Raw genomic sequence first — 11807 nt, forward strand, 5'->3', positions numbered from 1 at the left:
GAACCGAACCATGATCCGATCCCGCCTGTTGGTGGCCCTTGCTGTCTCCACTCTTGCTCTTGCGCTCGCCGGTTGTTCCGGCGGCGCGGATACGCCTGCATCCGAAGCAGCAGCCGGCCACTTCGACGGCGGGATCAAGGTCACCCATTATACCGAAGCGACCGAGCTGTTCGTCGAACATCGCCCGCTGGTGATGGACAAGGACCGGCGGTTCGATGCGCACCTGTCGTGGCTGGAGGATTACCGCGCGGTCACCGAAGGGACGCTGACAGCGGAACTGGTGTGGCCGGATGGAGCGATCGACCGTGCCAGCGCGCAGGTTTCCGACACGCCGGGCATCTTCCGCCCGCTGCTCAGGGCCACCCGTTCTGGACAGGCCCGGTTGCGGCTGGTGCTGGATTCGCGTGGCAGCGTGGATGCACACGAACTGGGCGAAGTGACCGTATGGGCCACCAGCGAGGAGGGCGCGGCTGCTGCACCGGCCGAAGAGGAGGTGGACGGTGCCATCGCCTTCACCAAGGAGGTGCAATGGCGCGTGCCGTTCCTGGCCGAGGCGGCGGTCATGACCAATATGGCGGAAGCGATCCCGGTGACGATCGACGTGCAGATGCAGCCGCAAGCCGAAGCGGTGATCTCTGCCCCGGTGGACGGTATCGTGCGGGCAACGCGGATTCCGTCACCCGGCATGGCGGTGCGGCGCGGCCAGGTGATTGCCACGATCTCCTCTACCCTTGGCGGCGGCGAGGATGTCGCCACGCTCGATCTGTCGATCAACGAGGCGCGGATCGCCCGCGACGCAGCGGCGACCGAAGTGCGGCGCATGGAGGCGCTGGTGGAGGCAGAGGCCGTGCCCCAGCGAAGGCTCGACGAGGCGCGTACACAGGCGCAGCTGGCCGAAGCGCGGTTGCGCGCGGCCCAATCGCGGCGCGCTGCCTTGGCAGGTGGCGGCGCGGGTGTTCCCGTGGTCGCCCCCATATCCGGCGAGGTTCTCGAAACGGCGATAGTGCAGGGTCAGGGCGTTACCGGCGGCCAGCAATTGCTGCGCATCGGCAATCCCGCCGCCCTGTGGCTGGTGGCCCGCGTGCCTGAAGGCAGCGCAGCGCAAGTAGCCCAACCCCAGGGGCTGGAGATCACCCTGCCGGGCGAGAGCTTGTCGCTTACCGCCGGCAACGGCCTGGCACTGGTGCAAGGCGGCGCGGCGATTGATCCCGCCACCCGCACCCTGCCGGTGATTTTCGCGTGGAACAGCCGCCAATTGCGCCCCGGCCAGCGGGTGCAGGGACAACTGCTGATCGGTGCAGGCAGCCCGGCGCTGACAATTGCAGCGAGCGCGATCCTCAATGAAGGCGGGCAAGACGTGGTCTATGTCCAGATCGCCGGGGAAACCTTCCAACGTCGGCCTGTGACCGTCCTGCGCCGCAGCGGCGACCGCGTGGCCGTTGAAGGCCAACTGGCAGCCGGAGAGCGGGTCGTCTCACAAGGTGCCTCCGCCGTGCGTGCCGCAGCCTCTACCCCCGATGCCTTCGGGCATGGCCATGCGCACTGAGGGCGAGGAGATGATCGAAACCCTGGTTCGCTGGAGCCTCACCAACCGTCCGGTCGTCTATGCGCTGGCCGTACTGCTGACGCTGTTCGGCGCCTGGACTGCATCACAAACGCCGGTGGACGTGCTCCCCGATCTCACCGCACCCACGGTTACCGTGGTGGTAGATGCGGGCGGCTACACGCCGACCGAGGTCGAGCAGCAGATCACCATCCCGCTGGAAACCGCGCTCAACGGCTCGCCGGGCCTGCGCCGCATCCGCTCAAATAGCACCACGGGTCTGTCCGTGGTTACGCTGGAGTTCGACTGGGCGACCGATCCTGCCGACGCGCGGCGGATTATCTCGGAGCGACTTCAAACTGCGGGCGACGAGTTGCCCGACGACCTGCCCCCGCCGCACATGACGCCTGCCTCGTCTGTGATGGGCGAGATCATGTTCGTCGCCATGCGTTCGGACACCGCCAGCCCGATGGAGCTAAAATCCACCGCCGACTGGATCGTGCGCCGCCGCCTTATGTCAGTTCCTGGAATTGCCGAGGTGATGACCATCGGGGGGGACGAGCGGCAGGTGCAGTTGCTGGTCGATCCCACGCGCCTGTCCGCCCGCGGCGTAGGCATGAACGAAGTGGTCGAGGCGATGCGTGGGGCGAGTAACAACCGTTCCGCCGGGGTCGTGCTCGCAAATGGCCAGGAGTGGCTGGTCGAAGGCGTGGGTCGTGCCGAGGATGCCGAGGCATTCGGAAACGTTGTGGTGGGGCAGCAGGCTGGCCTGCCGGTGCTGGCGCGTGACGTGGGCACCATCGTGATCGGCGAGGGCCTTAAGCGAGGAACGGGAGCATTCAACGGTGCGCCCGCAGTAATCCTGGCGGTGCAGAAGCAGCCGGGCGCCAATACCCTCGAACTGACCGACCGGCTTGATACGGTATTCGCCGAGCTACAACGGACCCTGCCGGAAGGCATGGTGCTGGAAACCCGGGTGTTCCGGCAGTCCGACTTCATCCAGCGCTCGGTCGACAATGTCCGTAATGCACTGGTCGAAGGGCTGGTGCTGGTGGCGGTGATCGTGTTCCTGTTCCTGCTCAGCTGGCGGGCAACCGCAGTTGCGCTGGCGGCCATCCCGGTATCGGTGGTCAGCGCGATCATTGTGATCAATTCAGGTGGCGGCACGATCAACACCATGACGCTGGGCGGCCTCGCCATCGCACTGGGCATGCTGGTCGATGATGCGATCATCGTGGTCGAAAACGTGGTCCGGCGGCTGCGGCTCGAACGCGCCAAGCCGGATGCGGAGCAGCAGGGCGATATCGCGGTCATCGCGTCAGCTACGGGCGAGGTGCAGGGTTCGATCCTGTTTGCCACGCTGATTATCCTGCTGGTGTTCCTGCCGCTGTTCGGCCTTTCGGGCATCGAAGGGCGATTGCTCCAGCCGCTGGCGTTGGCTTATGGCGTATCCCTCCTGGCCAGCCTGTTCATCGCGCTGACGCTGACCCCGGCGCTGTGCCAGGACCTGCTGACCCGCAACTCGGAGGCTGTGGGACGCGAACCGCAATGGGTCGCGCGGATGAAGATGCGCTATGGTTCCCTTCTTGGTCGGCTGATGGACCAGTGGAAGGCGGTGGCCCTTGGCTCGGTCGCTCTGGTGATCGTCGCTGCGATCGGCATTGCGCTCGCTGGCCGCGCCTTCCTGCCCGAGTTCAACGAGGGCTCGCTGACAGTCAACGTCACGACACTGCCCGGCACCAGTCTGGAGGACAGCGACCGCGCAGCAAGTGAAGTCGAGGCGGCCCTGCTTTCGCAGCCGGAAGTCGCAACCACCGCCCGCCGCACGGGCCGCGCGCCGGGCGATCCGCACGCGCAGGAAGTGTTCGCTTCTGAAATCGAAGCCACGCTGACGGGCGAGGGGCGCGAGCGGGAGGAACTGCTGACCGCATTGCGCGAAGCGGTGGGCACGGTGCCGGGCGTCCAGGCGATCTTCGGCCAGCCCATCGGCCACCGGATCGACCACATACTGTCGGGAGCGCGCGCCAACATCGCGATCAAGATCTTCGCGCCTGACACCGATACGCTGCAACGCCTCGCCACGCAGGTCGAAAGCCGGATTGCCGAAGTGCCGGGCGCGGTCGATGTGCAGAAGGACACCCAGAGCATGGTGCCTTATCTACGGGTGCGCCTGCGGCGGGACGATCTGGCCAACTATGGCATGAGTGTAGGTGACGCCACCGGCGCTATCGAGGCTGCAATCGGCGGCGCCACCGTCGGCCAGCTGATCGAGCGTCCTGTCATCACCGATGTGGTCGTGCGCTATGATCCTGCACAGTATGCCGATGCGGGCCAGATTGAAGTCATGTTGCTGGCTGCTCCGAATGGCACGTTGCTGCCACTTAGCGCAGTGGCCGACGTTGTGCGTGACCAGGGACCGAACGCCATCAGCCGCGAGAGCGTCGAGCGGGTTCAGCTGGTGCTTGCCAATGTTTCGGGCCGCGATCTTGGCGCAGTGGTGGAAGATGTGCGCAGCGCGCTCACTGAGATCGAACTGCCGCAAGGCGCGCGGATCGAGCTTGGCGGGCAGTTCGAAAGCGCCGCAAGTGCCTCGCGCACCTTGCTGGCCCTTGGCTTGATTGTGCTGGTGGGCATGTTCCTGCTGTTGCGACAGGCATTCCGATCGGCCCGCGATGCCTTGCTGGTGATGATCAACCTGCCGCTGGCTCTGGTCGGCGGCGTGGTCGGCCTGTGGGTGACCGGCGGGTTTCTGTCGGTGGCGACGATTGTCGGATTCATCACGCTGTTCGGTATCGCCACCCGCAACGGGGTCATGCTGGTCAGCCATATCCAGCATCTACAAAAGGTCGAAGGCGTGGTTGAACTCGCTGATGCTGTTCGTCGCGGTGCGGAGGAGCGGTTGGTTCCGATCCTGATGACGGCCATCTCCGCGGGCTTGGCCTTGCTCCCGTTGGCGATCAACATGGGCCAACCGGGGAGCGAGATCCAGGCACCGATGGCGATTGTGATTCTGTTCGGGCTGGCCAGTTCGACGGCGCTGAACATGCTCGTACTGCCGCCTATCTACCTGAAGGTGGTGCGCGATGGCTGGGGTGTGAGGTGGCCAAGCTCGCGACCCGTATACGGCGTTCAGACCGACGGTTAGGCGTGCGGAACGAAGTGGTGCCTAGCTTTGTTCCTACCAATGGAACTCGCCGGATACCGTCATCCAGCTCATTGCGAGCAAGGACCTTGCGGCTGTCGTCATGTTCAAAAGTCTTCGCATTCAGGTGAAAGGATTCACTGTGGCTTACACAATCAATCGTATGTTTCCCGATGCAGCTATTGACGACGTGGACGCCCGCACTCGCAAGGCTCTTGCGGACCACGGCTTCGGGGTCCTGACAGAGATCGACGTCCAGGCGACGATGAAAAAGAAGCTCGATATCGAGATGCCCGCTTACCGCATCCTCGGCGCTTGCAATCCGAAGATGGCGCATCAAGCGATCGGTATAGAGCCTCGGGTTGGCGCAATGCTGCCATGCAACGTCATCCTTCGGGAAGTCGATGGTGGTGTCGAGGTCAGCGCCATCGACCCGGTGGCGTCCATGCAGGCGATCGAGAATGCCGAATTGACGTCTGTCGAGGGTGAGGTGCGGAACCTACTGGCGAAGGCCGTCGATGCGATCTGATGGGACCGATCAGAGACGGGGTGCGACCATGACGGTGCCAACTGTATCAGATGGATGGCACAAGTCGGCTGACCACCGCCTGATTGGAACCATCCTGGTGGGAGATTGCGGCAATCTTTAGGACATCCATCTCCTCGCTCACCAATGTGTTTGAAGCGATTGCGAACACGCTCGGCACCGCGCGAGCGAGCATGTATCGTGCGCTGTCGGTTGGTTGAGCCGCAAAACCTCGGCTGCATTTGAATATATGCGGGAGGAGTTGAGCCGCAGGTTCGAATCCTCTCTCCCCGGCAATCTTCAAATGCCTTAGTAGTCTGCGGTTTCTTCAAAAAATCAGTGTGACACAAACTGTGACATATTACGTGATACGCTCTCTTGTCACATGGGCTCCATTTGAGCTGATCAAATGCTACGTTGACTTTCAAGGACGGTGTCGTCGCCCACCGCCCACACTCAGATTTAGCTGGACGGCATCATTTCGTGATGAGCAGCCATCTGCCCCATTATGTCATGCATCATCGCCATGTGGTCTTGACACGATTGCATCATCGCGTGGCCACCCTCCCTCATATTCGCCATCCGTTCTTGCATCAGCTGACGATGCTCACCCATCAGGCGCTGGCGTTCAGCGGGATCGGTAGCAGCATGCGCTCGCTGCATAAGCGCGCGCATTTCCTCCATTGACTGTCGGTGCTGCTGCATTCCCTCAGAGCCCATCTTCATCGTTGTGCCCTGGTCAATCTGGCTTGACTCGGCAGGCGCTGGAGCGTGCTGGTGTGGTGCGCTCTGCGCAAAAGCCGGTGACGCGGCTAGACCGATGGCAAGTGCAGTTGAGATGATCATCTGTTTCATTTCTTTTTCCCATTTTTCTGCTGAATGTTCGCCAATGTCTTGGGAAGATTGCTCGACCTAAACGTAACGGCCGGCAGAGAGTTCCTTGCATCCGCCTGAACATCCGCGAGCTTGCGGGTGTTATAGACGACTCCTTGCAACGAGGTTGCAAGGCGCGTGACGCTAATGAGCCTTCATCCTAGTCAGGTCGCAATTGGGTCGCGAGATGAAGTCGAGCTTTTCCCGCCGCTCCAGTATCCTGCTCGGATCGTCGAAAACGCCCTCGTCACAACTTGACGTACCGCAGCCGCAGCGCATTGGTGATGACCGAGACGGAAGATAGGCTCATCGCCGCGGCGGCAATCATCGGTGAAAGCAGCAGCCCGGTGATAGGGTAAAGCAGGCCCGCTGCCAGTGGCACGCCCAGCGCGTTATAGGCAAAGGCGAACCACAGGTTCTGCTTGATGTTGCGAAGTGTCGCACGCGCCAGCTTGCGCGCCCTGACAATCCCCAAAAGATCGCCACCCAGAAGGGTGATCCCAGCACTTTCCATCGCCACGTCCGCCCCGGTGCCCATGGCAATTCCCACATCGGCCGCAGCGAGCGCAGGTGCGTCATTCACCCCGTCGCCAGCCATGGCGATCTCATGGCCCTCACGACGCAATTGCTCGATCAGGTCTTTCTTGGCTTCGGGTAGGACGCCAGCACGAACCTCGTCAATGCCAAGGCTGCTGGCGACAGCTTGAGCAGTGCGCTCGTTATCCCCGGTCGCCATGATGACGCGCAATCCCAGAGCGTGCAGTTCCCGGATTGCCTGCGCTGTGCTGTCCTTGATCGGATCAGCCACGGCAATAATGCCTGCAAGCTGCCCGTCGACTGCGACGAACATGGCCGTCTTTCCTTCTGCGCGAAGGATGTCGGCCTTTGCTTCTGCCTGTGTGGTGGTCAAACCCATCTCGCGCATCATGGCTGCATTGCCAAGCGCCACGGCAGACCCGGAAACACTCCCGCGCACGCCTTTGCCGGTGATGGCTTCGAATTCCGTCGCTTGGGCTTTTGTCGCACCGCGCGCTTCTGCCCCTTCGATGATCGCTTCGGCGAGGGGGTGCTCCGAGCCACGTTCCAGCGCAGCGGCCAAAGTCAGAAGGTCAGCCTCCGCCAGATCGTTGAGCAGGACGATGTCGGTCAGCTGCGGCTTTCCCTTGGTCAAGGTCCCGGTCTTATCGACGATGAGCGTGTCCACAGACGCCATGCGTTGCAGCGCCTCGGCGTCCTTTACCAGCACACCCGCTTGCGCTCCGCGGCCTGCCGCCGTTGTGATCGAGATCGGCGTGGCAAGTCCCAGCGCGCAGGGACAGGCGATGATGAGCACGGACACCGCCGAAGCCAGTGCGAACACCAGCTCCGGTTCAGGCCCGAAAATCAGCCAGGCGATGAAGGCGACGACTGCAATGGTGACCACGGTTGGCACGAACACCGCGGCGACACGGTCTGCCAACCCCTGGATCGGCGCGCGTGAACGGCGTGCGTTGGACACCATCGTCACGATCTGTGCCAGCACCGTATCGGCGCCTACTTTCGCTGCCTCGATTACCAGAGATCCGTTCTTGTTGATTGTCGCCCCTACCACCGCATCACCCGGCCCCTTCTCCAAGGGCATGGATTCGCCAGTGAGCATGCTTTCATCCAGCGATGAGCGGCCTTCGATAATGACCCCATCGACCGGCACCGCATCACCGGGGCGCACGCGCAGCCGGTCACCCTCCATGATGTTTTCCAGTGGGGCATCATATTCCGAGCCATCGGGCAGGACGCGCCGTGCGACCTTGGGTGCCAGGTCCAACAATGCTCGAATTGCGTCTCCGGTCCGCTCACGTGCGCGCAATTCCAGCACCTGCCCGACGTAGACCAGTGCCACGATCACCACTGCCGCCTCGAAATAGGTGCCAACGCCGTGGCCCATCCGGTAGGCTTCCGGGAACACGCCCGGTAGAAAAGTCGCCACCAGGGAATAGAGGTAGGCGGCCGCGACGCCGAGGCTGATGAGGGTCCACATGTTGGGCGAGCGGTTTGTCACCGAATCCCAGCCACGCCTGAAGAACGGCTGTGCGACCCACAGTACGATCGGCGTCGCCAGTGCGAATTCCAGATAGCTGGCGACATGATGCCCGATCCAGTCGCGGACAGGCAGTGCCACCATTTCGCCCATCGTCAGCACCATGAGGGGGATTGCTGCCGCAATCGAGATCCACATCCGCCGGGTGAAGTCGGTCAGTTCCTCACTGGGTGCATCTGAAGGCAACATCGGCTCCAGTGCCATGCCGCAGATCGGGCAAGCGCCTGGCTCGTCACGAATAATTTCGGGGTGCATGGGACAGGTGTATTTTGCGGCGGCAGAGGTCTGCTTGGTGCGGCCTTTTGCACGACCCGAGGCGTAGAACCACGGATCAGCGCTGAACTTCGTGTGGCACTTTGCCGAACAGAAATAGAAAGTCTTGGCTGCGAAGGTGACGGTCGGCGTCTCCGAGGTCGGAGTAACTGTCATACCGCAAACAGGATCGATGCTTGCAGCATGCTCACCGGCTGCACCTCGACGATTATGGGGCATGGGTGTGTTGGCGCCCGAAGGGGAGTGATCTTCCAGCGGATCGACTTTGGGCATTGCGCGCTCCTTTTGGTAGTCTTCGCCGATAGTTGTTCAGTCGCGGTACTGCCTGATGGTCTGAAATTGCGGAAGGAAGGTTCACGCCACGGCTGGAGCCCGCTCAGTTTCCGCCTTTGTCAGGGTAGATCGTCCACCGGCAATGTGCGTGGCCACATTGGGCAGACGAACCATTCGCTGTGCTGTTCCTAGATCGCGCCATCACGCACATGCACTTCGACCCGAATTGCAGGCGCTCAATTTTCGATCTGCAAGCGGGCATCCGCCACGTGACGGCCCGCTTGGAGGCCGGACTTGACCAGCGCATAACACAGCGGTTCATCCTTCAGCCACGAGCAGAGGCTATTTTGGCGACTCAAGATGTAGAAGAACTCGGCATTGGTGCCGAGATTCACTCTAACGAAGTTGTGGTACGCTTGCGATACGAGATTGCACGGGAATTCGCCCCCTACGTTGGGGTCGAGCAAAGTTGGCGATTGGGTCGCAGTGCTTATCTTGCACAAGTAAGTGGCGAGGACACTGGCTTCATGGATTTTGTCGCCGGCATCCGTTTCTGGTTCTGATGATGAAGGATAATAAGATGCGCTTCAGCACGATCATTGCCGCCGCTGCGCTGGCTTTAGCCACGGTAGGTGCGCCTAGTGTGGCAGTAGCCCATACGAGGGTTGTCAGTTCTTCCCCGACTGAAGGCGCCACGGTTTCCCGGCCGCGCGCGCTCACTTTGACCTTCAGCGAACCACTGCTTACGCCGACAGTGGCGACATCCATCGTCATGACTGCGATGCCAGGCATGGCAAACCATAGTCCGATGGTCATTCGCAATTTTCAGACCGCTTGGTCGAACGGAAACAAGACGCTTACGTTGAACCTTCGGGAGCCGCTGCGCACCGGGACCTACGAAGTTCGCTGGCAGGCAGCTGGAGCCGATGGGCACCGAATGACGGGAACGGTCCACTTCACGGTAAGCTAATTGTCGATGACTGACTGGCTACATCTGCTGCTGCGTTTCCTGCATTACGTGGTGCTGATTGGGCTGTTCGGTCTGATTGCGTACCGCGTGACCGGGTTTCGCAAATTCGATGTCAGGGATGCGTCGGGGACGATAGCGGCACTCGCGGTCACAGGCGCGACGCTTGCTCCTGTGCTGTCGGCTGCCCTGTTTCTTGTCAGCATCGGCGGCATGATGGGACAATCGCCGTGGAAGCTGGACGCAGCGACCATCGAAGCCATGGTCCTGTCGACCGAAATGGGCTGGGCCTTTCTTGCCCGTCTGGCGTTCCTGCTCGCAGCCCTGGCCATCATTGTTGTGTGGACGAAATTTCGGCGAGGCTTAGGGCTTGCCGCGATTTTCTATGCGCTGGCGTTGCTGACGCTGGGATGGACGGGTCATGCGGCAGCTACTGAGGGGCCCTTGGGGCATATCCACCGCATCAACAATTGGGCTCACTTGCTGGCGGGTGGGCTGTGGATCGGGGCTGTCGTCTGGTTTCTGGTCCTGACGGTGAAGGCGCATAGAGACCCGCAGTGCTTCGCGCCGCAGCCCTTGCTCGAACGCTTGCACAGGTTTGCACCGTGGGGGGTCAGCTTGGTCGCAACGGTTGCACTGACCGGGCTCATTAATGTGCACCTTATATTCGGCCTCGATGCGACCCTGAAAACTCTCGAAACCGAGTACGGCCGGTTACTGCTGGTGAAAGTCCTGTTTGTTGGCGCAATGCTGGGCTGCGGCGCGCGTAACGCAGCAATTAGTCGGCGGCGGCATAAGTCGGGGCACCCATCAATCGGGTCTGACCCGGCGGCGCTTACGGCGTTGCGGGGAAGCCTGGCAATCGAGCTATTGTTGGCGGCGGCCGTGATTGCTTTCGTTGCGGCGATCGGCATCAACTCGCCTATGGAGTGATATTAGAGAGAACCAAAATCTGCCCGCTCACTATTATCTAGTGAATGGCACAAGTACGTCGGACACCGCCTGATAGGCGCCATCCGGGTGGGAGATTGCGGCAATCTCTAGGACATCCATCACCTCACGCATATATGCAAACGCTGCCGTGGCTCGGCTATTCACCGCTCGCGAGAGCACGATATACGCTCGCTCGCGCGATACCGAGCTTGCTAGCTATCTCGGTGCCCCCCAGCCCCTGGTCACGCAGTGCACGCACCGCAGACGCATCTATGGTTGCTTTGCGCCCCTTGTAGACCCCTGCTGACTTCGCTCGCTCGATCCCCTCGCGTTGACGCTCCCGGCGAATGTCGGCTTCAAATTCAGCAATCGATGCAAGCACGCCGAGCAGTAGCTTCCCGGTCGAGGTGCTCGTATCAATGGACGATTGCTGGAGGCACTGAAAGGCTACACCCTTCTCGCTTAGCATCTTGATGGTGGAGTGAAGGTCGGCAGCAGAGCGCGCCAGTCGATCCAGGCGAGTGACCACCAGGGTGTCACCCTTGCGCACGAACGACAGCGCGTTTTTCAACTCGTCACGTCCAGTGGTGCTCGACCCTGAGCGCTTCTCCGAGAAGATCTCATCGCATCCTGCCGATTGCAGCGCTTCCAGTTGTACGTCCAAGGACTGAGATGAGGTGCTCACCCGAGCATATCCCACTAGCATATCGCGACCCCGTCTCGTTTGGTTCTAGACCACCTTGCTTAGGTGTCCCAAATATACGGAGTCAACCCAAATGAGACAGACTTGCGCATAACCCATGTCTCGCCCAAACGCCTCGCGGGGGTATACTCTATCGGGGCGGTGGTCACAGGCGTTGTATGTGGAATGCGCTGTGGTGAAGGCAGCAATGCGCCCTGATCTCGGTCGCACCGCTGGGGCAGCAGGGATCCTAAAAGCTGTCGTCCATGGCGCTAGGTATGGCTCCGGCGATTATGCGTGCCCTTCCCGATAGCCGAGGACCGCCGGCCCAAGCTTCTCGATAATGCCTACAGGTTCGGGGCCTACCGTCAGTCCCTAGGCGACGGGATACTCGCCTTTCAGAATGTCCACGTCGGCACCGCAGATGTTGGTTGTGGTTACACGGATCAGCACGTCGGGTGACCCGACGCGGGGGGATGGGCCTTTCATCCAGAACGATACGGCCTGGCTCAACGAGT

The 11807-nt window shown here is 61.6% G+C and carries 9 protein-coding genes; 6 read left to right on the forward strand and 3 right to left on the reverse strand.

Annotated elements, in window-relative coordinates:
• The first annotated feature begins 10 nt into the window (after positions 1 to 10).
• The 3 genes from M3P36_RS05260 (at position 11) to M3P36_RS05270 (ending at position 5214) form a co-directional block, all read left to right on the forward strand.
• Positions 11 to 1546 (forward strand): efflux RND transporter periplasmic adaptor subunit, encoded by a 1536-nt coding sequence (locus M3P36_RS05260; protein ID WP_249702200.1) that lies wholly within the window; start codon positions 11 to 13, stop codon positions 1544 to 1546.
• The gene (locus M3P36_RS05265) at positions 1530 to 4688 is read left to right on the forward strand and encodes an efflux RND transporter permease subunit (RefSeq protein ID WP_249702201.1); all 3159 of its coding nucleotides are present in this window, start codon (positions 1530 to 1532) and stop codon (positions 4686 to 4688) included. Before M3P36_RS05260 ends, M3P36_RS05265 begins: the two co-directional genes overlap by 17 nt.
• 100 nt (positions 4689 to 4788) lie before the next feature.
• Entirely contained in the window at positions 4789 to 5214 is a 426-nt protein-coding gene (locus M3P36_RS05270) for a DUF302 domain-containing protein (protein ID WP_249702202.1), read from the forward strand.
• A 459-nt stretch (positions 5215 to 5673) separates the two neighbouring features.
• Here M3P36_RS05270 and M3P36_RS05275 read toward each other — a convergent pair whose 3' ends face one another.
• Positions 5674 to 6066 (reverse strand): hypothetical protein, encoded by a 393-nt coding sequence (locus tag M3P36_RS05275; RefSeq protein WP_249702203.1) that lies wholly within the window; start codon positions 6064 to 6066, stop codon positions 5674 to 5676.
• 265 nt (positions 6067 to 6331) lie between these two features.
• The gene (locus tag M3P36_RS05280; RefSeq protein ID WP_283773351.1) at positions 6332 to 8653 is read right to left on the reverse strand and encodes a heavy metal translocating P-type ATPase; all 2322 of its coding nucleotides are present in this window, start codon (positions 8651 to 8653) and stop codon (positions 6332 to 6334) included.
• A 263-nt stretch (positions 8654 to 8916) separates the two neighbouring features.
• Between M3P36_RS05280 and M3P36_RS05285 the strand changes: the two genes are divergently transcribed.
• Genes M3P36_RS05285 through copD form a run of 3 tightly spaced genes read left to right on the forward strand, consistent with a single transcriptional unit; the run spans position 8917 to position 10607 of the window.
• A complete protein-coding gene (locus M3P36_RS05285; RefSeq protein ID WP_349630540.1) occupies positions 8917 to 9270 on the forward strand; it encodes a copper resistance protein B in 354 nt (117 codons plus the stop codon).
• Positions 9270 to 9677 (forward strand): copper resistance protein CopC, encoded by a 408-nt coding sequence (locus tag M3P36_RS05290; RefSeq protein WP_249702205.1) that lies wholly within the window; start codon positions 9270 to 9272, stop codon positions 9675 to 9677. Before M3P36_RS05285 ends, M3P36_RS05290 begins: the two co-directional genes overlap by 1 nt.
• A gap of 6 nt (positions 9678 to 9683) precedes the next feature.
• Positions 9684 to 10607, forward strand: a complete 924-nt coding sequence (gene copD / locus M3P36_RS05295; RefSeq protein ID WP_249702206.1) for a copper homeostasis membrane protein CopD — start codon at positions 9684 to 9686, stop codon at positions 10605 to 10607.
• A 157-nt stretch (positions 10608 to 10764) separates the two neighbouring features.
• Here the strand turns inward: copD and M3P36_RS05300 are convergent, their stop codons facing one another.
• A complete protein-coding gene (locus tag M3P36_RS05300) occupies positions 10765 to 11313 on the reverse strand; it encodes a recombinase family protein (RefSeq protein ID WP_249702207.1) in 549 nt (182 codons plus the stop codon).
• Positions 11314 to 11807: the final 494 nt, after the last annotated feature.

The sequence above is a fragment of the Altererythrobacter sp. KTW20L genome, assembly GCF_023501975.1.
Classification (GTDB): Bacteria; Pseudomonadota; Alphaproteobacteria; order Sphingomonadales; family Sphingomonadaceae; genus Alteraurantiacibacter.

Bases quoted from the DNA above. Each gene is read 5' to 3' on its own strand.
- M3P36_RS05270 (WP_249702202.1), top strand. From the start codon at position 4,789: ATGTTCAAAAGTCTTCGCATTCAGGTGAAAGGATTCACTGTGGCTTAC.
- M3P36_RS05285 (WP_349630540.1), top strand. From the start codon at position 8,917: ATGCACTTCGACCCGAATTGCAGGCGCTCAATTTTCGATCTGCAAGCG.
- M3P36_RS05265 (WP_249702201.1), top strand. From the start codon at position 1,530: ATGGCCATGCGCACTGAGGGCGAGGAGATGATCGAAACCCTGGTTCGC.
- M3P36_RS05260 (WP_249702200.1), top strand. From the start codon at position 11: ATGATCCGATCCCGCCTGTTGGTGGCCCTTGCTGTCTCCACTCTTGCT.
- M3P36_RS05275 (WP_249702203.1), bottom strand. From the start codon at position 6,066: ATGAAACAGATGATCATCTCAACTGCACTTGCCATCGGTCTAGCCGCG.
- M3P36_RS05280 (WP_283773351.1), bottom strand. From the start codon at position 8,653: ATGCCCCATAATCGTCGAGGTGCAGCCGGTGAGCATGCTGCAAGCATC.
- copD (WP_249702206.1), top strand. From the start codon at position 9,684: ATGACTGACTGGCTACATCTGCTGCTGCGTTTCCTGCATTACGTGGTG.
- M3P36_RS05290 (WP_249702205.1), top strand. From the start codon at position 9,270: ATGATGAAGGATAATAAGATGCGCTTCAGCACGATCATTGCCGCCGCT.
- M3P36_RS05300 (WP_249702207.1), bottom strand. From the start codon at position 11,313: ATGCTAGTGGGATATGCTCGGGTGAGCACCTCATCTCAGTCCTTGGAC.